The sequence below is a fragment of the Micromonospora sp. LOL_021 genome, from assembly GCF_048060215.1.
Classification (GTDB): Bacteria; Actinomycetota; Actinomycetes; order Mycobacteriales; family Micromonosporaceae; genus Micromonospora_E.
Genome location: NZ_JBHMIN010000034.1, coordinates 20,357 through 44,576, shown reverse-complemented (window position 1 = coordinate 44,576; position 24,220 = coordinate 20,357). Strand labels below are relative to the sequence as shown.

Here is a 24,220-nt window from a genome sequence, read left to right as displayed (position 1 = left end):
GCGTCCCGGCACGTGGGCGATTATGCCCGGTACGTCGACCCGAGGTGGCGGTTTCGCGGAAAACCGGTCGGTGTGACTCGACAGACCGGCCGGTCCGCAGACCCGAGACGGGTCAGCGACCCGCCCGGTTGGCCAACAGCCGGCGCGGACTCAACCGCGCCGCCGCGTCGCGCCACCGGCCGACGACCGAGAACACCCGGCTGTACGCCTCGACGATCGCGTCCCGCCAGCGCAGCAGTACCGACAGCGGCAGCAGCCGGGCCGCCAGCCGGGTACGCCGACCCACCCCGGCCGCCAACGCCGCCCGTACCCGCCCCAACGCCTCGACCAGCGGCTCGCCCGGCACCGGCTGACGGGCGTACCGGGCCCGCTCCTCCGCCCGGCTGAGCAGCTGGACCGCGTCGGCCGCCGCACCGTGGACCGACTCCAGAGCAGCCAGCCGCGCCGCCGTCGCCCGTGGCGTCTCCGACCGGTCGACCGGCATCCGCAGGTCGACCAGGGTGTCGACCAGTTCGCTCCAGACGGCGTGTGCGTGCTGCCGGGCGGCCCCGGCGTCGGCGCCGGTGACCGTCATCAGCGGAGCACCACCGGCGGCGGCCCCGCTCGCGGCGGGGGAGTCGGCGTCCCGAGCGTCCGTCGGGTCGGTGCCCGCCGGGGTCACCGGAGCCAGGACACGGGCCAGCCGCCGACGGCGTACCGTCGCGCGTCGGGCCGCCGGCAGGGCCGCCAACACGAGCACCGCGACCACCCCGGCGAGGGTCCACCACGGCCAACGGGGACCGGCGGTGGAATCGGCGGCGGATCCGGCACCCAGCGCACCCGGGTCGAGCTGGCCGGGTCCGGTCTCCGGCAGCGCCGTCGTCGACGGCGCGGCGGACGGGGCCGCGCTCGGTCCGGCGCTCGGGCCGGCGTCCGGCGGGGCGTCCACGTCCGGCGCCCACTCGGAGCGCACCGAGCCGGGGATGCTCGCCGCCGGGGTCGGGTCGAACGGCACCCAGCCGAGCCCTTCGAAGTAGACCTCGGTCCACGCGTGCAGGTTGAGGTTGGTCAGCGTGTACGTGTTCTCCAGCCGCCGGGATCCGTTGGTGAAACCGAACGCCACCCGGGCCGGCACGTCCGCCGCACGGACCAGCCACGCCATCGCGGCGGCGTACTGCTGGCAGAAACCGACCTTGTTGTCCAGAAAGTTGACGATGTCCTGGCTGGCCGTGCCGCCCTCGGTGGCCAGGCTGTAGGTGAAGCCGTTGTCCCGGGAGAAGTGTTCGTAGATGGCCAGCACGCGGTCGTAGTCGCTGCGCGCGCCGGCGGTCAGCTCCCCGACCAGCTCGGTCACCTGCGGCACCTGCGGCACCGCGGTGAACGCCTGCCGCAGGTCGTCGTCGGCCGGCAGCGGCTGGGACCGGCGCAGTGCCCCCGGGGTGTAGCTGGTGCGGACGTACTCGAATCCGTAGGTCATGTTGCGGGCCCGGGACCGACCGGAGAAGACGATCTGCGCGGTGCGGTCGTAGGCCCAGCTGCCGTCCACGTCGCGCATCTGCACTGGCACCGCGTAGGTCGGCAGTAATGCCATGTTGAAGTTTCCGGTGACCTCGACGGTCGCCTCGTACGCCTGGTGGCTGACCCCGGTGTTGCGGATGTTCGGGTCGGTCCGCGGGTCGGGCAGCGACCGGGCCGAGTCCGGCCGCCCGCGTGGCGGGCGACTGGCGAAACCGTCCTCGCGCAGCTCATCGGCGATGCCGATCCGCAGGTACGCCGGGGACGGGTCGTTGGTCGTCACCCGGATCATCTCGGTGACCTCGCTCTGGTTGAGCTGGCCGCTCAACGCCGCGAACAGGTTCACCTGGCCGGGCCCGTTGCCCAGCCCGTTGCCGCCGGTCCCGCCGCCGCTGAGGTTGGTCAGCAGCCCGGACGTCATGCCCGGGATGGTCAGCGGGATCAGCACCGCGACGACCACACCGAGCACGGCGAGTCGCCGTCCGGCGGCGGCCAGCGGGGACGGCTCCCAGACGTCGACGTCCCGGCCGTCGCCGGTGAACCGGCGGCCGAACCGGCGGACCCGGTCGACGTTGTCGGCCATCAGCAGCCACAGGTAGCCGACCGCGCCGACCACGAACGGCACCGCCGGGACGCTGTCGACGTAGATCGCCACCGGCACCGAGTAGATCGCCAGCATCGGCAGGCCGGCCAGCGCCGGCCGGCGCAGAGTCACCGTGAGCACGTCGACGACGACCGCGACCGAACCGATCCCCAACGCGGTGATGAACAGCAGCGCGTCGCCGTCGGGCACCGGCACGCCGTACGCGTGCACGTCCTGCGCCGACTGGGCCAGCAGCGCACCGAAGTGACCGATCGTCGCCGGCGACGGCAGCACCGCGAGCAACTCGTCGCCGCTGGGGAACAGCCAGGTCAGGGCGAGGAGCAGCGCGCCGATCATGGCCACCGGGTGCAGCCATCCGGGAGCCCGCAACGAGCGGACCAGCAGCCCGGCGCCACCGATCATGGTCACGGTGATCGCGCACTGCACCAGCCAGGTCCAGTCCTGGAAGATGGTGGCCATCGGCGCGGCCGCCATCAGGGTGGCTGCCGCCGCGACCAGACCGAGGTGTCTGCGGGTGGTCAATTCACTCCTCCGGCTATCGTCTCGGCCAGCGCGGCCCGCCAGGCGAAGCCCTGGGAACCTCGGGCGAGCTGCGGCCACAGCGACGGCAACTGGTCACCGTGGTTCACTCCGATCACCCGCCAGCCGCTCTGCAGCAGCGACAGCGCGGCGGCACCGTGCGCCCGGTCGGCCTCGGCCCGCTCGTCCGGGCTCAGATTCATCCAGGTCGAGCTGTCGATCAGCAGGCCGACACAGGTCGACCGGTTGCCCCGCAGCCCGGCCAGCAGCTCCGCCTCGGTCGGGGTGAGCGCCCCGAACAACGCCACCACCAGTGAACTGTCCGAGCGGCGGCGTACCTGATCGACCAGCGTGGCGATGTCGCTGCGTTGGCTGGCGGTGACGTCGGCCAGCCGGTCGAGCAGCAGTCCGTCCCCGTCGGCCTCGGTGGCGTCGGCGTCGATGCCGGTGTCGGTGACCAGCCGCAGCCGGTAGCCGTTCGACCGGAAGTGCACGGCGATGCTCGCCGCCGCCGCCACCGCCCACTCGAAGCTCGCCGTCGGGCCCTCGCCGCAGTGCGCGTACGCCCGGGTGTCGAGCACCACGGTCGCCCGGGTCTCCCAGGGCTGTTCTTCCCGGCGCACCATCAGCTCACCGGTGCGCGCGGTCGACTTCCAGTGCACCCGGCGCAGGTCGTCACCGCGGCGGTACTCGCGGGTGGCGGAGTCGTCGTCGCCGTGCACCGCCACCGACCGGGCCCGGCTGTCCCCGGAACCGGCGTACTCGCCGGCGAGTCGGACCGACGGCAGTGCGGTGACCTGTGGGATGACCGTGAGCCGGTCGACACTGGGGAAGGCCCGGGTCAGCTCGCACAGGCCGAACGGGTCGGTGAGCCGGACCACCAGCGGGCCGACCTCGTAGCGGCCGCGGACCTCGGCCCGCACCGTGTAGGCCACCGAACTGGCCTGCTGGGCACCGAGCCGCTCCAGCACCACCCGGGGCCGGCTGCCCAGGGCATACGGCAGCCGGTCCTCCAGCAGCAGGGTGCCGGTGGGCAGCCGGGACAGGTTCTGCAGCCGTAGCACCACCCGGGCGGTGGAGCCGACCGGGACCCGGTGCGGCTCCAGCGAGCGGGTGCAGGCCAGCTTGTACCGGCTACGGCCCACGTACAGGGCGGCCAGCAGTGGCAGGATGGCCAGCAGGATGGCGACCCGCAGCAGGTCCTTCTCGCCGAGGATCAGCGCCGAGACGACCGCCGCCGCGCCGGCGGCCAGGAACGACCGGCCGCGGGTGGTGAGGCCGCGCAGCGCCGCCCGCATCGGTCAACGCCCTCGCGGCTCGAAGGGGACTGCCGCCACCGCGCTGTCCGCCGGACCAAACTGGCGGCCGTCGTACGTCGCAGCGACCGGCCGTTGCCGTTCGTGGGGTAACGGCATCCGGTGCACCAGCTCGGCGATGATCGCGTCGGTGGTCCGCCGGGCGAGTTGGGCCTCTGCGGTCGGGATCAGCCGGTGGGCCAGCACCGGAACGGCGAGCGCCTGCAGGTCGTCCGGGAGCACGTAGTCGCGGCCCTCCAACGCGGCGACCGCGCGGGCGGTACGCAGCAGCTGCAGGGTCGACCGGGGCGAGGCGCCGAGCCGCAGCTCCGGGGACTCCCGGGTGGCGGTGACCAGGTCCACCGCGTACTGCTTGACCGGGTCGGCGACGTGCACCTCCCGGACGGTGGCGATCAACCGCCGTACCCCGGCCGCGTCGGAGACCGGCTGCAGCTGGTGCACCGGGTCCGCCGCGCCGTGCCCGTCGAGCATGGCCAGCTCGGCGCTCGGGTCGGGGTAGCCCATCGCGATCCGGGCGGTGAACCGGTCCCGCTGCGCCTCCGGCAGCGGGTAGGTGCCCTCCATCTCGATCGGGTTCTGGGTGGCGATCACCATGAACGGCGTCCGCAGCTCGTAGGTGGTGCCGTCGACGGTGACCTGCCGCTCCTCCATGCATTCGAGCAGCGCTGCCTGGGTTTTCGGGGACGCCCGGTTGATCTCGTCGCCGACCACCAGGTTGGCGAAGACCGCGCCCGGCTTGAACTCGAAGTCGTGGTTGTCCTGGTTGTAGACGCTGACTCCGGTCACGTCGCTGGGCAGCAGGTCCGGGGTGAACTGGATCCGGCGTACGGAGCAGTCGATCGACCTGGCCAGCGTCTTGGCGAGTTTGGTCTTGCCGACTCCGGGAACGTCCTCGATCAGCAGGTGTCCCTCCGCGAGCAGGACGGCGAGTGCCAGCCGAACCGTGGCGGTTTTGCCCTCGATGACCTGCTCTATGTTGGCCACGATGGCGTCGGACACGGCGCGGAACTCGTCATGGGGCATCGGAGCACCCAGATCGTCCCAGCTGTCTTGGGTCACGATCCTCCTCCTCGTCGTACGGCGTCACGCGGGTCGGCCCGGCCGCCCGCCGTCGGTCACGTGGGGGACCGTCGTCTCCCGCCGCAGGGACCCCACATGCCTCTCAGGCTATCCATCTTTCGCGCGTCCGCCATCCACGGGATGGCGTGGTCCGCTCACCCGCCCATGCTCACCGTGGGCGACCCGGTCGTAGGCGGACGGTTCGGGTGCCGTGTGGGAGCGGGCAGGGCGGCACCCGCTCCCACCGGGAGTACGGGCCGGTGACCGGTCCGGTTCAAGTGCCCATCCGGACCAGTCGCCCCGCCCCGACCGACCCCACCCGCCGGGGTGAACTCGCCGGGCGGCCGGGTAGGACCGGCATTTCCCGGGTAGTCGGCGACGCCAGCGGTGACCAGGTCAGATAGTCGGGCCGGGTCGACCGGTACGTGCAACCGGAGGGAGCTGGATGTCCACAGCCGGCTACATCGTGACCGTCGTCGCCGTCTGGGTGCTCTCCGGGATCGTTGCGGTGGCGGTGTTCCTCACCCGGCACGGCCAACGCGCCTGGTACTGGTATCCGTTGGGCGCCGTGCTCGGACTGCTCTTCGTCCCGATCGCCGTGGAGCGCGGATCGCGACCGACGGGGCGGTTGGAAGTCCGCCCGGCACCGGCCGGCACCGGGCCGAGCGCACCCGGCCCCGGGCCCCGGGTGCTGGTCGGCCTGGACGGTTCCGCCGACTCCGAGCACGCCCTGCGTACGGCGCACCGGGTGCTCGCCGGTCGGGTCGGCGAGCTGATCCTGACCACCGTGGTCGACGTCGCCGCAGTCGAGCGGGGCGACCGCACCGCCGAAGAAGTCGACCAGCTGGACCGGGCGCGGGACCTGCTCACCGATCGGGCGGCCCGACTGCGCCGAGCCGACGGGCCGCCTCTGCCGAGCAGCATCGAGATCGTCACCGGCCGGCCCGCCCGGGCCCTGCTGGACGTCGCGCAGGCTCGCGACGTGGACATGATCGTGGTCGGGCGGCGGGGCCGTGGACTGTCCAACCGGCTGCTCGGCAGCGTCGCCGACCAGGTGGTCCGGGACGCCACCCGGCCGGTGCTGCTGGCCGCCAGCGAGGACGGTTGAGGTGCGCCCGGCGACCGTCGGCCGGTGCCGGGCCGGTCCGTACGCGCGGATCACCGCCGCGCCGAGGGGTGCCCGTTGACGATGATCGCGGTGCTGGCCCTGCTGACCGGGCTCGCCGCCGCCGTACCACTGCTCACCCGTTCGCTCGGCCGCGACACCGGCTACCCGCTCGCGGCCGGTTACCTGATCGGTTGCGGGCTGCTCGCCTCCCGGCTGCCGGTGGTGCTGGACAACGGCGCGGTCGCGGTCTCGGTGCGCTGGCTGCCGTCGCTGGACATCGCGTTCGCGCTGCGGCTCGACGGCCTGGCGATGGTCTTCGGGCTGCTGGTGCTCGGAGTCGGCGCACTGATCATGATGTACTGCCCGCGCTACCTTGCCCCGCACCGCCGGTGCACCGCGCTCTACACGCTGCTGACCCTGTTCACCGTGGCGATGCTGGGCCTGGTCTTCGCCGCCGACACGGTACTGCTGTTCCTGTTCTGGGAGCTGACCACGGTCTGCTCGTTCTTCCTGATCGGTCAGGCCAGTCCGGCGGCGGCCCGCCCCGCCACCCGGGCGTTGCTGGTCACCGCCGGTGGCGGCCTGGCGCTGCTGGCGGCGGTCGTGGTGATGGCGGTCGCGCTGGGCACCAGCGACCTGACCACCATCCTGGCCTACCCCGACCGGCTGCTCGGCTCGCCGGTCGCCTGGGTGGTAGGTGGGCTGCTGATCGTCGCGGCGTTCACCAAGTCCGCGCAGTTCCCGTTTCACTTCTGGCTGCCCAGCGCGATGGTGGCGATCACCCCGGTCAGCGCCTACCTGCACGCCGCGACGATGGTCAAGGCCGGGATCTACCTGCTGATCCGGTTCTCGCCGATCTACGCAGAGCAGGCTGCCTGGACCATCGTGCTGGTCCTCGGCGGGCTCGGCACCGCGCTGGCGGGTGCGTTCCTCGCGCTGCGCCAGCACGACCTGAAGGCCATGCTGGCGTACTCGACGGTCAGCCAGCTCGGGCTGCTGGTCGGGGTGATCGGGGTCGGCACCCCGGCGGCGCTGGCCGCTGCGGTGCTGCACACCGTCGCGCACGCGTTGTTCAAGGCCACCCTGTTCATGCTCGTCGGCATCATCGACCGGGAAGCCGGCAGCCGGGACATCCGACAGATCTCCGGCCTGCGCCACGTGATGCCGGTGACCGCCACCCTGACCGGGCTGGCCGCGATGTCGATGGCCGGCCTGCCGCCGCTGCTCGGCTTCGTCAGCAAGGAGGCGATCTTCGACGCGTTGATCAAGACTGGGGTCGATCCGTGGCTCAGTCCGTCGGCCGAGGTACTGGCCGTGTCGGCGTCCGCTCTCACCTTCGCGTACGGCGCCCGGATCGTCTACGAGACCTTCGCCGGGCCGCCGCAGCAGCCGGAGCTGTACGAGCCGGCGTGGACGTTCCTCACCCCGGCGGCGATCGCCGCGCTGCTGAGCCTGCTGCTCGGCCCGGCGGCCGCGCTGCTCGGCCCGTTGATCGACCAGGCGACCGAGGACGCGTCCCCCGGCGGCGATCCGCCGTACGTGGCGTTCTGGCACGGCTTCACCCCGGCGCTGGCGCTGTCGGCGCTCACCGTGCTGTCGGGTACCGCCCTGTTCACCGCCCGCGCTCGGGTCGACCGGCTGGTGCAGTCGGTCCAGTTGCCGCCGGCCGGGGCGGTCACCTTCGACCGCTGCTATGGCGCGCTGCTGCGACTGGGCGGGATCGTCGGCCGGCCGACCCGCTACGACTCGCCGGCCGCCCATCTGTTCCGGCCGGTGCTGCTGCTGGTGCTGCTAGGGGCGGCCGGCAGCGCCGCGCTGGGGTCGCTGCCGCCCTGGCCGGGCGCAGGCGCGGCGGCCGACGACTGGCCGCTGCTGGTGCTGCTGGCGGTGGCCCTGGCCGGGATCGTGCTGGCCAGGTCGGCACTCGCGGCGGTCGGGCTGCTGAGCCTGGTCGGTCTGCTGGTCGCCACCTGGTTCCTGCTCGCCGGCGCGCCGGACGTGGCGCTGACCCTGATGCTCGTCGAAGTACTGACCGCGGTCGTCGCGATGCTCGTCCTGCGCCGGCTGCCGGCCCGGCTGCCTGGTGCCGGGCGCCAGCCGGTCAGCTTCTTCGCCGCTGCGCTGGCCGTCGCCGCCGGGGCCGTCGCGGTGGCCGCGACGGTCGGGCTGACCGGTCGTCGTGATCTGTCCGCCCCGGGGAGCTACTTCCTGCGGACCGCAGAACCGGCGACCGGCGGCGGCAACGTGGTCAACGTGATCCTGGTCGAGTTCCGGGCGTTCGACACCCTCGGTGAGGCGACCGTCCTCGTCGCCGTGGCACTCGGGCTGGTCGGGCTGTTCCGGACCACCGGGCGCGACGCCGCCACTACCGGACCCGGTGGCGGTACCGGTGGGCGTGGCCGCTCCGGCGGTCCGGCCGTACCGGATCCGGTGCTCCGGTTCGCGCACCGACTGCTCACCCCGGTGATGCTGGTGGTCTCGGCGTGGCTGTTCCTGCGCGGCCACGACGAGCCTGGCGGCGGCTTCGTCGCCGCGCTGGTGGCCGGGATCGCGGCCGGGCTCGGTCAACTCGCGTACGCCGGACGCCCACCGACGGCGGCCGGCCGGCTGCGGCCCAGGCCACTGCTCGCCGCAGGGCTGCTGACCTGTCTCGGGATCGGGCTGTCCGCGCTGCTGGCCGGTGAGCCGTTCCTGACGCCGTCGCCCGGGCTGAAACTGTCGGTGCTCGGCTTCTCGGTGTCGCCGGTGACCTTTTTCGACCTCGGTGTCTATCTGATGGTGCTGGGCCTGATCACGGCGGCGGTACGGCGGCTCGGCACGGCGGACCCGTCGGACGCTGGCGTCCCGTCCGATGCGGCGGGTCCGCCGGACGCTGGCGTCCCGTCGGACGCGGTGGGGGTGCGGGCCCCGTGACCGTCGCGTTGGTGATCGGCCTGCTCACCGCGGCCGGCGTCTATCTGATCCTGCACCGCGGCCTGATCCGGGTCGTCATCGGCTTCGTCCTGCTCGGCCACGCCGTCAACATCCTGCTGCTCGCCTCGGGCGGGCTGTGGCGCCGGCAGCCGCCGTTCGGCGACGTCGACCCGGCGGCGACGGCCGATCCGCTGCCCCAGGCCTTCGCGCTCACCGCCATCGTGATCACCTTCGGCATCACGATCTTCCTGCTCGCGCTCGCGGTGGTCGACCGGCCGCGACCGGGCCGACCCGACCTGGAGCTGGGCGAGGCCGGTCCGGACGGCAGGGTCGGTCCGGACAGTACGGCGGGTCCGGACAGCGCGGCGGGCCCGGAACCGGAACCTGGCCCGGAGCCGGTGCTGACCGAGCCGCGGTCGATGTCCGACCAGGTCGCCGAACACGGTCGGACGGCGGCCGGCGGCGACACCGGGGAGCTGCCCCGATGAACGCGCCGCTGCCGCTGGTCTGCCCGATCGTGCTGCCACTGGTCGTGGCCGGGCTGCTGCTGGCCGTACCGCGCCGGTTGACGCTGCACCGGATCGGCTGGCTGGGCACCGGTGTGGCAGTGCTCGCCCAGGGCGGCACGCTGCTGGCCGCGACCCGCCGTGGTGAGGTGCTGACAGAGCGGATCGGCGGCTGGCCGGCCGGCTTCGCGATCACCCTGGCGGCGGACACCTTCAGCGCGCTGATGGTCACGGTCGTGGCGCTGGTCGTGCTGCTGTGCGGGGTCTTCGCCATCGGTTCCGGCGACGACCGACGGCCGTACCTGGTCCCGCTGGCGCTGATGACGAGCGCCGGCGCGTTCGGGGCTTTCCTGACCGCCGACCTGTTCAACCTGTTCGTGCTGATCGAGGTCATGCTGGTGCCGTCGTACGTGCTGCTGACCGCCGGCGCCGGCCGGGAGCGGACGGTGGCCGGGCGGATCTACGTGACCGTCAACCTGCTCGCCTCCACGATCCTGCTGGCCGGGGTGGGGTTGGTCTACGCCGTCGCCGGCACCGTCGATCTCGGCGAACTGGCCGGGTCGGCCGGCCGCGACGGCGCCCTGGCCCTGGCCGGCACCGTGGTGCTGCTCGCCCTGGCGGTGAAGGCCGCGGTGGTGCCGCTACACGGCTGGCTGCCCCGCAGCTACCCGTACGCGCCACCGGTGGTCACCGCGCTGTTCTCCGGCATCCTCACCAAGGTCGGCGGGTACGCGATCGTCCGGATCGTGGCGGTGGTCTACGACGGCGCGGTCGACTACCGGTGGGTGATCGGACTGGCCGCCGCCGTGACCATGGTGATCGGCGTCCTCGGGGCGCTCGGCGAGACCACGATGCGTTCGGTGCTCGCGTTCCACATGGTCAGCCAGATCGGCTACCTGCTGATCGGGCTGGCGGTGTTCAGCCCGGCCGCGCTCACCGCGGCGATCTTCTTCCTGGTGCAGTACATCCTGGTCAAGGCGGCGTTGTTCCTCTGCGCCGGGGCGGTGGTGGTCGGCTACGGCACCGATCAGCTGGACCGGCTCGGCGGGCTGGCGACGGTGCACCGGCTGCTCGCCCTGGCCTTCATCTGCGCGGGGCTGTCGCTGGCCGGGATGCCGCCGTTCTCCGGGTTCCTGGCCAAGTTCCTGCTGCTGCGGGCCGCGGTCGCCGACGGCAACTATCTGATCTTCGCGGTCGCGGTGCTGGTCAGCCTCGGGACGCTGATCTCGATGATCAAGATCTGGGATCTGGCGTTCTGGGGCGACCCCGCGCCCGCACCCGTGGACCCGGCCGGCCACCCGTCGGCTTCCGTGAATCCGGCCGGCCACCTGCCCGCCCGTACCGCCGCCGACGTACCGCCGCGGATCACCACCTGGCTGACCGCGCCGGCGGTGCTGCTCGCGGCCCTCACCCTGCTGCTGGGGCCGGCCGCGCAGCCTTTGCTCGGCCTGGCCGCCACCGCGGCTGACGGATTGATCGACCCGAGTGCCTATGTGGAGGCGGTGACCGGACGTTGACCAGACGAACGCGACGGACGGAACAGACCAGTACCGGTCCGGTGCAGAGCCGTACCGGCCGGCGAGCCGGCGGCGGCCAAGGAGTTGACGGTGGCCGGGCCGGCGGGCCGCGCCGCTGGCCGGTCCGGACGCTGCGCCGGGTCGGCCGGGTGCTGGGCTTCGTCGGCTACTTCACCGGTCGCCTGGTGGTGGCGAACGTCGTCGTCGCCCGGGAGATCGTCACGCCGGGCAGCGGGCTGTCGCCGGGGATCGTCGAGTTCCCGCTGCGAACCCGGACCAGCACCGAGATGGTGCTGATGGCGCTGGCCGTCGGGCTGACCCCGGGCACACTCACCGTGGCGGTCCGGCCGCAACCGCCGACCCTGTTCGTGCACGGTATGCATGCCGAGGACCCGCAGCGGTTCCGTGCCGAACTCGCCCGGCTACAGGACCACCTGCTGCCCGCCGCGCGCCCGGTCGACCGGGACGACCCGGTCGACCCGGCCGACCCGGCCGACCCGGCCGACCAGCCGGGGGGAGCCCACCGGTGACCGGACTCGACCTCGTTCTCGCCGTCCTGGCCCTGGCGATGGCGACGGCGATCATCCGTCTGGTGATCGGCCCGACCGACGCCGACCGTGCCGCCGCCGTCGACTTCGGCTTCTTCGTCTTCATCGCCGGGGTGGCGGTCCTCGCCGCCCGGCTGCGGATCGCCGAACTGCTCGACATCGTGCTGACCGCGACCCTGGTCGGGTTCCTCGCCACGGTCGCGCTCGCCCGCCTGGTGCATCGGAGGAGCCGGTGACCGGCTGGAACGTGCTCGCCGGGGTACTGCTCGGTGCGGGCACCCTGCTGATCGGGATCACCGGGCTCGGCATGCTACGGCTGCCCGACGTTTACAACCGGATGAACGCGGTGGCGAAGGCGGCCAGCCTGGGCCTGGTGCTCATCCTGCTCGGCGTGCTGACTCTGCTGCCCAGCCCACGGACCGCGGCGGTGGTGACCCTGGCCGTACTGCTGCAGGTGGTCACCGCGCCGGTCGGCGGGTACGCGCTGGCCCGGGCGGCCTACCTGTCCGGTACGCCGATGAGCCCGCAGAGCAGGTTCGACGCCCTCGCCGAGCAGGGCGAGACACGGCCGGGCGCGGTGCCGGAGGGACCGGGGGAGGCCAGCCGACCGGAGCCGTAGCCGGAGCCGTCGCCGGAGGCGGCGGTGAGGGCGGTCCACCTGGTTCTCCGACCCGGAGTACACTGGCACCATGGCCGGCGCCTTCCTGCTCCTTCTCCGGCCGTGCTGACCCACCAGGCCGCCTGACCGGCGCAGCGGCCGTCCGGCGGCGGCAGCACGGCGACCCCTCCTGTGGAGGGGTTTTTTCATGCCCACGACCGACACATCACAGCACACAACCGACCCTGAGGTGGCGACCGACGATGAGCGAGGCAGTCGAGACCGCGGCGGACACCCCACCGTTCCGGTACACCGCCGCGATGGCCGGCGAGATCGAGCGACGGTGGCAGCAGCGGTGGGAACGTGACGGCACCTTCCACGCGCCCAACCCGGTCGGCCCGCTGGCCGACCCGGCCCACCCGCGCGCCGGCGCCGAGAAGCTCTTCCTGCTGGACATGTTCCCGTACCCGTCCGGCGCGGGCCTGCACGTCGGCCACCCGCTGGGCTTCATCGGCACCGACTGCTACGGCCGCTACCAGCGGATGGCCGGCCGCAACGTGCTGCACGCGATGGGTTTCGACGCCTTCGGCCTGCCCGCCGAGCAGTACGCGGTGCAGACCGGCCAGCACCCGCGGACCACCACCGAGGCCAACATCGAACGGTACCGGGCCCAGCTGCGAATGCTGGGGCTGGCCCACGACGACCGGCGGTCGGTGGCCACCACCGATGTCGAGTTCTACCGCTGGACCCAGTGGATCTTCCTGCAGGTCTTCAACTCGTGGTACGACACCGAGGCCGGCAAGGCCCGGCCGGTCAGTGAACTGATCGCCGCGTACGAGTCGGGTCGGCGCGCGACCCCGGACGGGCGCGCCTGGTCCGAGCTGACCGACCGGGAACGCCGCGAGCTGGTCGACGCGCACCGGCTGGCGTACGTCTCCGAGGCACCGGTCAACTGGTGCCCCGGTCTGGGCACCGTGCTGGCCAACGAGGAGGTCACCGCCGACGGCCGGTCCGAGCGCGGCAACTTTCCGGTCTTCAAGCGCAACCTGCGCCAGTGGATGATGCGGATCACCACCTACGCCGACCGGCTGCTGACCGATCTGGACCTGCTGGACTGGCCCGAGCCGATCAAGCTGATGCAGCGGAACTGGATCGGCCGGTCCACCGGCGCGCACATCACCTTCCCGACCGACGCCGCTCCGATCGAGGTCTTCACCACCCGACCGGACACCGTTTTCGGCGCCACCTACATGGTGCTGGCCCCGGAGCATGCCCTGGTCGACGAGCTGGTGCCGACCGCCTGGCCGGCGGGCACCCGGCCGGCGTGGACCGGCGGGCACGCCACGCCGGCCGAGGCGGTCGAGGCGTACCGCAAGCAGGCGGCCGGCCGCACCGACGCCGAGCGGCAGGCCGAGTCCCGCGACAAGTCCGGCGTCTTCGTCGGCGCGTACGCCACCAACCCGGTCAACGGCGCCCGGCTGCCGATCTTCATCGCCGACTACGTGCTGGCCGGCTACGGCACCGGGGCGATCATGGCGGTGCCGGCGCAGGACGAGCGGGACTGGGACTTCGCGGAGGTGTTCGACCTGCCGATCGTGCGGACCGTGACGCCGCCGGAGGACTTCACCGGCAAGGCGTACACCGGCGACGGACCGGCGATGAACAGCGACTTTCTGAACGGCCTGGGCGTGACCGAGGCCAAGGAACGGATCATCGCCTGGCTGGAGGCGGGCGGGCACGGCCGGGGCGCGGTCACCTACCGGCTGCGGGACTGGCTGTTCAGCCGGCAGCGCTACTGGGGCGAGCCGTTCCCGATCGTGTACGACGAAACCGGGCTGCCGATCCCGCTGCCGGAGCAGATGCTGCCGTTGGAGCTGCCCGAGATCGACGACTTCTCGCCGCGTACCTTCGACCCCGACGACGCCGCATCCGACCCGGAGACCCCGCTGTCGCGCGCCACCGACTGGGTCGAGGTGGAGCTGGACCTGACCGGGGTGCCGGGTGCGCCGGCCGGCCGGCGGCGCTACCGCCGGGAGACCAACACGATGCCGCAGTGGGCCGGCTCCTGCTGGTACGAGCTGCGCTACGCCGACCCGGCCAACAGCGACGCCTTCGTCGACCCGGCCAACGAGCGGTACTGGATGGGTCCGGCGTCGTCGGCCGACTGCGGCGGTGTCGACCTGTACGTCGGCGGGGTCGAGCACGCCGTGCTGCACCTGCTGTACGCCCGGTTCTGGCACAAGGTGCTGTTCGATCTGGGGCACGTGTCCAGCGTCGAGCCGTTCCGCCGGCTGTTCAACCAGGGCTACATCCAGGCGTACGCGTACACCGACGCGCGCGGCGCGTACGTCGACGCGGCGGCGGTGACCGAGCGCGACGGCGGCTGGTTCCACGGCGACACCGCGGTCAACCGCGAGTACGGCAAGATGGGCAAGAGCCTGCGCAACGTGGTCACCCCGGACGAGATGTGCGAGGCGTACGGCGCCGACACGTTCCGGGTGTACGAGATGTCGATGGGGCCGCTGGAGGTGTCCCGCCCCTGGGAGACCCGGGCGGTGGTCGGCTCGTACCGGTTCCTGCAACGGGTGTGGCGGGCCCTGGTCGACGAGCACACCGGCGCGTCCCGGGTGACCGACGACCCGGCCGACGACGAGCTGCGCCGGCTGACGCACCGGGTGATCGACGGCGTCCGGTCGGACATGGACGGGCTGCGGTTCAACACCGCGATCGCCAAGCTGATCGAGCTGACCAACGCGTTGACCCGGCTGCCGGCCACCCCCCGCGAGGTGGCCGAACCGCTGGTACTGATGCTGGCCCCGTTCGCCCCGCACGTCGCCGAGGAGCTGTGGCAGCGGCTCGGTCACACCGGTTCGCTGACCTACGTCGACTTCCCGACGGCCGACCCGGCGCTGCTGCGGGCCGCGTCGGTGACCTACCCGGTGCAGGTGGCCGGCAAGGTGCGGGGCCGCGTCGAGGTGCCGGCCGAGGCCGCCGAGGACGAGGTACGGGCCGCCGCGCTGGCCGCCGTCGCCGAGCACCTGGCCGGCCGTACGCCGCGCAAGGTGATCGTGGTCCCGGGCCGGATGGTCAGCGTGGTCCCGTGACCCGCAGCGCCGCGCGGTCCGCCCGGACCGCGCGGCGCCAGCGCAGCAGCAGCACGACGCTGGCCGCCGCGCCCAGCCCGGCGGGCGCGGCGGCCAGCCAGTTGACCTCACCGGGGGCGACCACCGCCGCACCGATCACCGCGTAGCCGACCGCGGTCGGCGCCGACGCCAGCACACTGCCGATCAGGAACGGGGCCAGCCGGGCACCGGTGGTGCCGTAGCCGTAGCTGACCATGCCGAACCCGCTGATCGGCAGCAGCCGGACCATGACCACGCCCAGCACGCTCTGGGTGGCGAACCACCGGTCCAGCCGGGCCAGCCGCAACCGGATCCGGTCGGTCCGCCCGGCCAGGCCGGCCGGCGGGGCCGCCATCGAGGTCCGGCTGACGACGTACTCCCGGCCGAGCCACCGTCCGACACCGAAGCCGATCAGCGCCGCCAGCGCGGCCGCGGCGAGGCTGTAGCCGGCACCCGCCACCGGGCCGAACAGCGCTCCCCAGGTCAGGGTGACGAACGTGCGGGGGACCAGCACGGTCAGCAGCAGCGCGCCACCGACCACGGCCAGCACCGGCCCGGCCGCTCCGAGCCGGTCGGGCAGCCCGGCCAGGGCCGCCAGATCGGGCCGGGGGACCAGCAGCACCAGCAGGCCGCAGCCACCGATCAGCGCGAGCAGGGCCGCGAACCGGGCCACCGCCGGCTCGCGCAGTGCCCGGCCCAGCCGCCTCACGTGCGGATCGCGGCCATCCGTTCGGCCCGCAGCCGGTCGGCCCACAGGTCGTTGAGCGGCGGCAGGCTGGCCGCGCCGATCGCCCAGCGCAGCAGCAGATCCGCCAGCGCCGGGTTGCGGGCCAGCGCCGGGCCGTGCGCGTAGGTGCCGAGGATGTTGCCCCGCCAGGCGCCCTCGCTGGTCCCGTCGTTGCCGACCCCGGCGGTGACCCGGGCCAGCGGCGAGACGCCGTTGCCGAGATGGGTGCGCCCGCCGTGGTTCTCGAAACCGCTCAGCGGCGGTACGCCGAGCCGCGGGTCGATGTCGCCGGCCAGTTCGCCGACCGCCCGGCTCGGTCCCCGGTCGGATTGCAGGTCCAGCAACTCCAGGCCGGTGCACTGGGTGCCCTTGGCGAAGAACGAGGTACCCAGCAACTGGTAGCCGGCGCAGACCGCGAAGATCACCGAGCCCTGGTCGACCGCGCGGTGCAGCCCGGTGTCGGCCCGTAGTCGCTGGGCGGCCAGCGCCTGCGGGCCGTCCTCGCCGCCGCCGATCAGGTAGATGTCGGCCGATTGCGGCACCGGCTGGTCGGAGCGGATCTCGGTGAGCTCCACCGGGATGCCGCGCTGCTGGGCCCGACGGGCCAGGATCAGCAGGTTGCCCCGGTCGCCATAGGTGGACAGCAGGTCAGGGTAGATCCAGACCAGGCGGAGCACGCTGGGCCCGCCGATCGACGGGCCAATGGCCGGGAACGACTCAGTTGACACGGTCCAGCTCCGCTCGGATGTCCTGGAATGCGGTGTAGTTCGCGATGACCTCCAGCCGGCCGGGCGGCACCGAGGCGATCGCCGCGTTGAGCGACGGCACGTGCAGGAACGGCACGTCGTTGACCTCCAGCCGGACGGCGAGATCGAAGGCGCGGTCCCCGGTGATCAGCACCTGACGACCGCGCAGCGGCGAGAAGTCGACGTCGAACAGCCAGGAGGTGTCCAGCCCGTCGGGGTCGCGGGCGTTGATCGACAGCAGCGTCGGTGCCTGTTCGGCCATGTCGAACGCCTCCAACCAACTGGCCGGGTTCTTGGCCAGCAGCAGCCGGATGGTCCGCCCGTTGCGGACCACCTGCGCGTACCGGCCGGCCACCGAGGTGACCACCGCCAGCCGGGACACCGCGTCCACCGGGCGTACGCCGAACTCGGCGGCCACCGCCAGCGCGGTGGCCGCGTTGCCGATGTTGACCTGACCGGGCAGTTGCAGCGTCACCTTGTGCCAGGCGCCGGTCGGGTCGATGACACCATCCTCGTCGACCACCCACTCCGGTTCGGGCCGGCGCAGCGGGCAGCCGGCACACCACCACTGGTTGTCGGAGCGTTCGATCGCCGAACCGCACTCCGGGCAGACCCACGAGTCGTCGTGCCAGCGCTGCCCGGCACTGAACCAGGAGACCGCGCCGGCGGTCGCGGCCGCCCACACCACCATCGGGTCGTCGGCGTTGGCCACCACCTTGACCTCGGGATGCTCGGCCAGCGCCACCTGCCACAGCTGGGCCATCATCGCCACCTCCTTGGCCCGGTCCAGCTGGTCCCGGGAGAGGTTCAGCAGGGCGACCACCCGGGGGTTGGTGGCCTCGAGCACCTGAGCCAGGTAATGCTCGTCCACTTCGAGCACCGCGTACGGCGTGGTGCCGGCCTTGGCCAGCGCGGAGGTGTGCCCGGTCGGCATGTTCGCGCCGTACGAGTTCGTCGCGACCCGGCCGAGCACACCGACCGCCGCTGCGGCGAGCCGGGTGGTGGTCGTCTTGCCGTTGGTGCCGGAGACCAGCGCGACGGCCCGCCCGGCGGCGAGATGCGCCAGCAGCTCCGGATCGATCTTGAGGCCGATCCAACCGCCGATCACCGACCCGTCGCCCCGTCCGGCGGCCCGCGACAGCGCCGCGGCGGTGCGCGACACCGAGCTGGCCACCTTTGCCCGCAAGGGCATCTTCGCGTCCGTCACCCGAGCGAGGTTACCGGACCCTGCCCGGCGCCGATCGACGCACGGACGCGTTGGTACGGTCGACGACCGATGAGTAGCTCAGTCGCTACCGCGCTGCGGGCGTTGGCCGAGCTGGCGCCCGCCGCACCCGAGCGGATGTTGGACGTGACCCAAGGCGGCCAGCCGCTGCTCTGGCTCGCCGATCCGGACCGGCACCAGCGGGATGCCGCCACCGACCGGTTGGCCGCGGTCGACCTGTTGCACCGCGACGAGCGGATCCTGCGACGCGGCCTGGGGCTGGTCGTCGGCGCCGTCGAACGGGACGGGGTCCGCCGCCGGGTCCGGCTGCCGTTGCTGTCCGAACCGGTCCGGTTGGAGCGTGCGCTGCGTGGTTACCGGGTGGTGTCGGCCGGGGAGTTGGAGCTGACCTCCCTGGTCACGGATCGCGCCGCGGCGGCGAACCTGGAATCGGTGCCGGGTCTGGGCGGGCCGGGTTGGCTGACGGCGACCGGGACGCAGGCATGGCTGCGCACCGCCGCGGCGGCCGCCGGGCTGCCGTTGACCGAGGTTCGGCCGGCACCGACCGGTCGGCGCCCCCGGCTGCCGGCGAGCGGGCTGACCGGCTATCTGGCCGCGGTGCTGTTCACCGTCCGGGACGTCTACGGGGTGGCGCTCGCCGACGGACTACGGGCCTGGGCCGGCCGGGACCTGACCGGCACCGCGCTGGCGGAGGTCTACCAGCCGACGCCGACCGGCGGTGCCGGCGAAACAGTGGCGGGGGAAGCCGCCACGCCCGACGCCCGGCTCGACGCCGCCGCGGTCGAGTCGCCGTTGCCGCTGACCGCCGCCCAGTCGGACGTGGTCCGGCGGGTCCAGCGGGAACGGCTCACCGTCGTGTCCGGTCCGCCGGGCAACGGCAAGAGCCACGCCGTGGTGGCCGCGGCCCTGGACACGGTCGATCGGGGCGGCAGCGTCCTGGTGGTGACCCAGTCGCCGCATGCCGCAGACGTACTGGTTGACCTCCTGGCCCGCTACCGGGGGCCGACACCGGTGCTGTTCGGCGACGCCCAACGACGGGCGGAGGTCGCCGCCACTCTCGCCGCCGGCGCCGGTTCGGGTGTCCCGGCGGCGCGGGTGTCCGCCGCCGAGGACGCGGTGGCGGTGGCCCGCCGCCGGGTTGCTCGGGAGACCGCAGTGATCCGGCTCGCCCTGGAGACCGAGCGGCTGGCCGCCGCCGCGACCGGGTGGGAGCCGCTGCTCGGTGCGCTGTCACTGACCGCACCGGGCGCGTTCGTACCCGGGGCCGACCTGTCCGGTGCCACGCGTGCGGTCCGGCTGGCGCGTACCCCGGGTGGCGGGAACTGGTGGACGAGGTGGCGGCGGCGGGCCGCCCGTCGCTGGCTGCGGCGTCGGCTCGGTGTCACCGTCGACTTCGCCGGGGACACCGACGGTGCGCTGGACCAGGTCGCCGATGCAGTCGAGGCGGCCCGGGCGGTGGCGGCTCGGGCTCGGCTCGCCGCTGCGGGCGGCACTGATCTGGCGGCGTACTGGGACCGGCTCGATGAGGCCGACCGGGAGCTCGCCGAACGGGCCGCGACCGCGATGCGGGACCGCGCCGGCAGCGAGCGTCGATGGGATCCGCCGGCCCGGCGCAACGCCGCGGCGTTGGCGAGCGCGTTGCGGGCGGGGCGCAACCGGCGCCGGGAGCTGCTGACAGCCTTGGACGGTCCGGCCCTGGTCCGGGCGTTGCCGTTGTGGATCGGCACGGTGACCGACGTAGCCGAGCTGTTGCCGCCGTCGCCCGGTCTTTTCGACCTGGTCATCCTCGACGAGGCCTCGCACAGCGACCAGATCCGGGCTGCCCCGGCGCTGGCCCGGGCCCGTCGGGCGCTGGTCGTCGGTGACCCACGACAGCTGCGCTTCGTTTCCTTCGTCGCGGACGTGGACGTGGCGGACACGCTCGACCGACACGGTCTGGACGACCGGCTCGACGTCCGCCGGGTCAGCGCCTTCGATCTCGCCGCTGCCAGCGCACCGGTAACCTGGCTCGACGAGCACTTTCGTTGCGTACCGCAGCTGATCGAGTTCTCGGCCCGGCGGTTCTACGCCGACCGGTTGGCGGTCACCACCCGCCACCCAGCGAACGAGTCGATCGACGTGATCGCGGTGCGCCAGGTAGCGTCGGCGGCCACCGTGGACGGGGTGAATCAGGCGGAGGTGACCGCCACCGTCGAGGTGGTGCGGGAACTCGCCACTTCCGGCCAGTCGCAGATCAGCGTGGTCACTCCGTTCCGCGCGCAGGCCGACGCGCTGGAGGCGGCACTGGTCGCGGAGTTTCCGGTGGAGCGGATCGAGGAGCTGGGGCTGCGGGTCGGCACCGTGCACGCCATCCAGGGCGGCGAGGCCGAGACGGTGGTGGCGTCGTTCGCGGTGACCGACGACGATCCGCCGGCCAGGTTACGTTTCCTGGCCGATCCGCACCTGTTCAACGTCCTGATCACGCGGGCGCGGCGGCAGTTGGTGGTGGTGACCTCGCTGACCGTCGCCGACGGCCTGGTGGGGGAGTTTCTGCGGTACGCGCGCCAACCGCCGCCAGCGGTGCCGTCCGGGGGCGCGGTGACCACCGCCGGGGTCAGCGGTTGGACTGAACAGCTCGGTGCCCGGCTGACCGAGATCGGCGGCGTGGTGCGGTTCGACTACCCGGTCGGACGGTGGACGGTGGACATCTGTCTCGGTGTCGGCGCCGACGCCGTCGGTCTCAACTGCGTAGTCCATCCGGATGGTCCGCAAGCGCACCTGGCGCGGCAGCGGGCGTTGCGCCGGGCCGGTTGGGCGTTGGTCGACGCTTTCGCCTCCCGCTGGAACGGTGATCCGGTGCGGGCGGCGCTGGAGATCCTCGCCGGGTAGCGGGCCGCCATCGGGAGCGGACAGCCCCTGCCACCGTCGCTGCGGGCGGTGTCGGTGTCCGCGCCGGACGGGAGCCGGACGGGAGAGAACGATGTCGCGCTGTCGGAAAGCGGACCGGTGCCCGCCCGCCCTCCACTCGGCACCACCCCCGCTGACGTGCGGTTTTGTCGGTGAGTTGGGCGTGTTTCGGTCGCGATTCTGGTTGCAGGTGGAGGGAAGTGGAGTAGAGTGGGGCGCGATGGCGGGGCCGGGAGGGCCCGCCGGCCCCGGGGGATGCGGCACCGCGAATGCCGTACAAGGGCAAGGGGGGTTGGGCCGTGTTTCTCGGCACCCATACTCCGCGCCTGGACGAAAAGGGCCGGTTGATCCTTCCAGCCAAGTTTCGGGACGAGCTGGCGGGAGGTGTCGTGATCACCAAAGGACAGGAACGCTGTCTGTACGTGTTTCCGACGCCGGAGTTCCAGCGGATCGCCGATCAGCTCCGTGAGCAACCGATGACGCACAAGGCGGCGCGGGCCTACAGCCGGGTCTTCTTCGCCAGCGCCCATGACGAGGTGCCCGACAAGCAGGGCCGGGTGACGATCCCGGCACATCTGCGGGAGTACGCCGGGTTCGGCCGCGACCTCGTGGTGATCGGGGCGAGCAGCCGGGTGGAGATTTGGGACAAGCAGGCATGGGAGACATACCTCTCCGATAGCGAGGACGACTTCGCGGACATCGAAGAGGGGGTGCTGCCCGGCGGACTGTAGGGCAACGGATGGTCGACCGCCCGGCGTCTCGTCGGGTGTCGGTGGCTGACGCGAGAGCCGCCGGTCGGCACCGGTCGTCCGACGTACTGCGAGATCTCCAGCCGCTCCCGCACCTGGCGCCACTTCCCCGGCGCCAGGCGCGTGTTTCGAGCACCGGTCCGGCACGGGCGGTGGGCGGGAGTAGAGCGGATGGGGATCTGGCGGTACGACGAGCGGCAACGCAGCAACCGGGCACGACACGGCAGGCAGGTCACTGGGGGTCGACATGGGGGAGCTTCGCGGTACGCACGTACCGGTGCTGCTCGAGCGGTGTCTCGAGCTGCTCGCCCCCGCGCTGGACCGCGGTGACCGGCCGGCCGTGCATGTCGACGCGACTCTCGGCCTGGGCGGTCACGCCCATGCGGTGCTGGCGGCGTTCCCCCTGGTCACCCTGGTAGGGCTGGACCGTGACCGGGAGGCGCTGGCACACGCCCGGGCGAGGCTGGCCGGGTTCGCCGACCGGGTCCATCTGGTCCACGCGGTGTACGACGAGTTGCCCGAGGTCCTTGACCAGCTCGAGCTGTCCGGGGTGGACAGCGTGTTGTTCGATCTGGGGGTGTCCTCACTGCAGCTCGACGCGCCCGAGCGCGGGTTCGCCTACTCCCGGGACGTCGCCCTGGACATGCGGATGGACCAAGGGCGGGGGACCACAGCCGAGGAGATCGTGAACGGCTACCCACCGGGGGACCTGGTCCAGGTGCTGCGGGAGTACGGCGAGGAGCGGTTCGCCAGCCGGATCGTCTCGGCGATCGTGCGGGAGCGGCAGCGGCGGCCGATCACCTCGTCGACGCGATTGGCCGAACTGGTCGAGTCGGCCGTGCCGGCGGCTACTCGAAGAACTGGGGGAAACCCCGCGAAGAGAACGTTTCAGGCGTTGCGCATCGAGGTAAATGAGGAGCTGGCGGTGCTGCGCAGGGCACTGCCGGCCGCGCTGGACGCGTTGCACGTCGGCGGCCGCATGGTGGTGCTGTCCTACCACTCGTTGGAGGACCGGATCACCAAGCAGACGTTGGCTGGCCGGGCGCGCAGCACCGCGCCGGTGGAGCTGCCGGTCGAGCTGCCGGGCACCGGCCCGACGCTACGGCTGCTCGGCCGGGGTGCCGAGCAGGCCAGCGAGGCGGAGATCGCGGCCAACCCGCGGGCGGCGTCGGTACGGCTGCGCGCGGCGGAGCACATCGGACAGGCGGCGGTGCGCAGTGCCGGCACCGCCGGGCGGGGAAAGGGTGGGGCCGCCCGCGAACGGCCCCACCCGGGGACAGCACCACACCGGCCCGACGCGGCGGCGTCCGGGCCATCCACACCGGACGGGATAGCCGGCCGGCGGAGACGTCACGATCGGGGTCGTGACGAGAAGGAGTAGGGGGAGGGGAGATGAACGTCGAGAAGCGCGACCGCTCGGGGCAGGTCGGTCAGCGCGGCGCCCGGGTGGGCGCACCGCGGTCGGGGGGCCGGACCGCGGCGCGGCGCAGCAACCCGTCAGGGGGCTACGTGACCCAGGGCAGCGCGGCGCTGCAGGAGCAGCCCACGACTCAGGACTCGGTTCGGGTCTGGGACAGCTCGGCGGAGCCGGCGCCGCCGCGACTGCGGGTCGCACCGCCGGCACCGGTGTCGGTGCCCCGGGCACCGTTCATCGCGATGATCCTGGTGGTCGTCGTCGGTGGGGTGCTCGGTGTGCTGCTGGTCAACACCAAGATCAACGAGAACGCGGTGCGGATCGGCACGCTGCAGCAGCAGCAGTCGAACCTGGATCTGCAGGAGCAGCAGCTGGAAAAGGAGATCGCGCAGTACGAGGCGCCGAACAACCTGGCCGCCCAGGCCCGCAAGCTCGGCCTGGTCGAGTCCGGTCCGCCAGCGTTCATCCGGCTGCCGGACGGACGGATCATCGGCGTACCGCAGCCGGCCACCGGTGAGCCGGCCATCACCAGCTCGCAGCAGGGGGCGGGGGAGTAGGCCGGGTGGCTGACCGCTCCGATCCGCCGCGCCGGGATCCACGTGGATCCCGGCGCGGCGGCGTCGGTGAGCCCGGCCCGATCGGCGGCATCGCCGACGCCCGTGCCTACACCCCCCGGGGTCGGACGGTGCGTGAGTCGGCCGAGCAACGCCGTACCGGCCGCGCCGAACGCAGTCGGGATCCGTTCCGGCCCGCGCTGCAGGTGCTCGACGGGGGTCGGGCCACCAGCGGTCGGCCGCCGGCCCGGGTCGGCTCGGCGGACCCCGGCGACCGGGGCACCGAACCGGGTACCGGACCACGTCGCGACGCCGATCGGCGGAGCACCCCGCGCCGCGACGTCGACCCGGACCGGGGAGCACGCCGCGACGTCGACCCGGATCGGAGGGCACGGCGTGGCACTGACCCGGACCGGGCGGCGCGGCGCGGAGCCGGCTCCGACCGCCGCCGGTCGACCACCGGCCGTGCCGGGTCGGCCGGCAAGTCCCGGCAGGCGTCGTCCGGCTCCGCCCGGCGTGCCCCGGGCCCGGCCCGACAGGGCACCCAGGGCCGCCCACGGCGGCCCGCCACCCTGCCCCGGCTGGCCGACCCCCGGCGCCGGCTGCGGCTGGGCA

Annotated in this window: 18 protein-coding genes; 12 read left to right on the top strand and 6 right to left on the bottom strand. The window is 73.1% G+C overall.

Annotated features, from left to right (window positions below):
- Nucleotides 1-112 precede the first annotated feature (112 nt).
- The 3 genes from ACFHWT_RS21075 to ACFHWT_RS21065 are packed head-to-tail and all read right to left on the bottom strand — an operon-like array spanning nt 113 to nt 4,992.
- A complete protein-coding gene (locus tag ACFHWT_RS21075) occupies nt 113-2,620 on the bottom strand; it encodes a transglutaminaseTgpA domain-containing protein (protein ID WP_416596380.1) in 2,508 nt (835 codons plus the stop codon).
- Nucleotides 2,617-3,915, bottom strand: coding sequence for a DUF58 domain-containing protein (locus ACFHWT_RS21070; RefSeq protein ID WP_416596379.1), 1,299 nt, complete (start codon nt 3,913-3,915; stop codon nt 2,617-2,619). Before ACFHWT_RS21070 ends, ACFHWT_RS21075 begins: the two co-directional genes overlap by 4 nt.
- 3 nt (nt 3,916-3,918) lie before the next feature.
- Nucleotides 3,919-4,992, bottom strand: coding sequence for an AAA family ATPase (locus ACFHWT_RS21065; protein ID WP_416596378.1), 1,074 nt, complete (start codon nt 4,990-4,992; stop codon nt 3,919-3,921).
- Between the two features lie 445 nt (nt 4,993-5,437).
- Here ACFHWT_RS21065 and ACFHWT_RS21060 point away from each other — a divergent pair, with 445 nt between their 5' ends.
- From ACFHWT_RS21060 to leuS, 8 genes are all read left to right on the top strand, one after another.
- The gene (locus tag ACFHWT_RS21060) at nt 5,438-6,100 is read left to right on the top strand and encodes a universal stress protein (protein ID WP_416596377.1); all 663 of its coding nucleotides are present in this window, start codon (nt 5,438-5,440) and stop codon (nt 6,098-6,100) included.
- 75 nt (nt 6,101-6,175) lie between these two features.
- A complete protein-coding gene (gene mbhE, locus ACFHWT_RS21055; RefSeq protein WP_416596405.1) occupies nt 6,176-9,013 on the top strand; it encodes a hydrogen gas-evolving membrane-bound hydrogenase subunit E in 2,838 nt (945 codons plus the stop codon).
- Nucleotides 9,010-9,501, top strand: a complete 492-nt coding sequence (locus tag ACFHWT_RS21050; protein ID WP_416596376.1) for a sodium:proton antiporter — start codon at nt 9,010-9,012, stop codon at nt 9,499-9,501. The genes mbhE and ACFHWT_RS21050 overlap by 4 nt, the downstream gene beginning before the upstream one ends.
- Complete coding sequence (locus ACFHWT_RS21045; protein ID WP_416596375.1) at nt 9,498-11,036, top strand: monovalent cation/H+ antiporter subunit D family protein; 1,539 nt, start codon at nt 9,498-9,500, stop codon at nt 11,034-11,036. Before ACFHWT_RS21050 ends, ACFHWT_RS21045 begins: the two co-directional genes overlap by 4 nt.
- A 41-nt stretch (nt 11,037-11,077) precedes the next feature.
- Entirely contained in the window at nt 11,078-11,566 is a 489-nt protein-coding gene (locus tag ACFHWT_RS21040) for a Na+/H+ antiporter subunit E (RefSeq protein WP_416596374.1), read from the top strand.
- A gap of 38 nt (nt 11,567-11,604) precedes the next feature.
- Complete coding sequence (locus ACFHWT_RS21035) at nt 11,605-11,820, top strand: monovalent cation/H+ antiporter complex subunit F (RefSeq protein ID WP_416551814.1); 216 nt, start codon at nt 11,605-11,607, stop codon at nt 11,818-11,820.
- Complete coding sequence (gene mnhG, locus ACFHWT_RS21030; RefSeq protein WP_416596373.1) at nt 11,817-12,203, top strand: monovalent cation/H(+) antiporter subunit G; 387 nt, start codon at nt 11,817-11,819, stop codon at nt 12,201-12,203. Before ACFHWT_RS21035 ends, mnhG begins: the two co-directional genes overlap by 4 nt.
- 242 nt (nt 12,204-12,445) lie before the next feature.
- On the top strand, nt 12,446-15,286 hold the full coding sequence (gene leuS, locus ACFHWT_RS21025) for a leucine--tRNA ligase (RefSeq protein ID WP_416596372.1): 2,841 nt from the start codon (nt 12,446-12,448) through the stop codon (nt 15,284-15,286).
- On the opposite strand, the gene ACFHWT_RS21020 is transcribed toward leuS, so the two are convergent.
- Genes ACFHWT_RS21020 through ACFHWT_RS21010 form a run of 3 tightly spaced genes read right to left on the bottom strand, consistent with a single transcriptional unit; the run spans nt 15,270 to nt 17,969 of the window.
- Entirely contained in the window at nt 15,270-16,013 is a 744-nt protein-coding gene (locus ACFHWT_RS21020; protein WP_416596371.1) for a TVP38/TMEM64 family protein, read from the bottom strand. The two genes, leuS and ACFHWT_RS21020, sit on opposite strands and share 17 nt — an antisense overlap.
- Nucleotides 16,010-16,708: a type 1 glutamine amidotransferase gene (locus tag ACFHWT_RS21015; protein ID WP_416596404.1), complete on the bottom strand. Its 699-nt coding sequence runs from the start codon at nt 16,706-16,708 to the stop codon at nt 16,010-16,012. The genes ACFHWT_RS21020 and ACFHWT_RS21015 overlap by 4 nt, the downstream gene beginning before the upstream one ends.
- A 40-nt stretch (nt 16,709-16,748) precedes the next feature.
- Nucleotides 16,749-17,969: a MurT ligase domain-containing protein gene (locus ACFHWT_RS21010; protein WP_416596403.1), complete on the bottom strand. Its 1,221-nt coding sequence runs from the start codon at nt 17,967-17,969 to the stop codon at nt 16,749-16,751.
- Nucleotides 17,970-18,053: 84 nt separating this feature from the next.
- Here ACFHWT_RS21010 and ACFHWT_RS21005 point away from each other — a divergent pair, with 84 nt between their 5' ends.
- The 4 genes from ACFHWT_RS21005 to ACFHWT_RS20990 all read left to right on the top strand — a co-directional run bounded on the left by ACFHWT_RS21005 (nt 18,054) and on the right by ACFHWT_RS20990 (nt 23,608).
- Nucleotides 18,054-20,870 (top strand): DEAD/DEAH box helicase, encoded by a 2,817-nt coding sequence (locus ACFHWT_RS21005; RefSeq protein ID WP_416596370.1) that lies wholly within the window; start codon nt 18,054-18,056, stop codon nt 20,868-20,870.
- Nucleotides 20,871-21,187: 317 nt separating this feature from the next.
- Nucleotides 21,188-21,619, top strand: a complete 432-nt coding sequence (gene mraZ / locus ACFHWT_RS21000; protein WP_416596369.1) for a division/cell wall cluster transcriptional repressor MraZ — start codon at nt 21,188-21,190, stop codon at nt 21,617-21,619.
- A 265-nt stretch (nt 21,620-21,884) separates the two neighbouring features.
- The gene (gene rsmH / locus ACFHWT_RS20995; protein ID WP_416596368.1) at nt 21,885-23,018 is read left to right on the top strand and encodes a 16S rRNA (cytosine(1402)-N(4))-methyltransferase RsmH; all 1,134 of its coding nucleotides are present in this window, start codon (nt 21,885-21,887) and stop codon (nt 23,016-23,018) included.
- A gap of 11 nt (nt 23,019-23,029) precedes the next feature.
- Complete coding sequence (locus tag ACFHWT_RS20990) at nt 23,030-23,608, top strand: hypothetical protein (RefSeq protein WP_123602605.1); 579 nt, start codon at nt 23,030-23,032, stop codon at nt 23,606-23,608.
- Nucleotides 23,609-24,220 lie beyond the last annotated feature (612 nt).

Bases quoted from the DNA above. Each gene is read 5' to 3' on its own strand.
- ACFHWT_RS21070 (WP_416596379.1), bottom strand. From the start codon at position 3,915: ATGCGGGCGGCGCTGCGCGGCCTCACCACCCGCGGCCGGTCGTTCCTG.
- ACFHWT_RS21060 (WP_416596377.1), top strand. From the start codon at position 5,438: ATGTCCACAGCCGGCTACATCGTGACCGTCGTCGCCGTCTGGGTGCTC.
- ACFHWT_RS21045 (WP_416596375.1), top strand. From the start codon at position 9,498: ATGAACGCGCCGCTGCCGCTGGTCTGCCCGATCGTGCTGCCACTGGTC.
- ACFHWT_RS21035 (WP_416551814.1), top strand. From the start codon at position 11,605: ATGGCGACGGCGATCATCCGTCTGGTGATCGGCCCGACCGACGCCGAC.
- leuS (WP_416596372.1), top strand. From the start codon at position 12,446: ATGAGCGAGGCAGTCGAGACCGCGGCGGACACCCCACCGTTCCGGTAC.
- ACFHWT_RS21010 (WP_416596403.1), bottom strand. From the start codon at position 17,969: ATGCCCTTGCGGGCAAAGGTGGCCAGCTCGGTGTCGCGCACCGCCGCG.
- ACFHWT_RS21005 (WP_416596370.1), top strand. From the start codon at position 18,054: ATGAGTAGCTCAGTCGCTACCGCGCTGCGGGCGTTGGCCGAGCTGGCG.
- rsmH (WP_416596368.1), top strand. From the start codon at position 21,885: ATGGGGGAGCTTCGCGGTACGCACGTACCGGTGCTGCTCGAGCGGTGT.
- ACFHWT_RS20990 (WP_123602605.1), top strand. From the start codon at position 23,030: ATGAACGTCGAGAAGCGCGACCGCTCGGGGCAGGTCGGTCAGCGCGGC.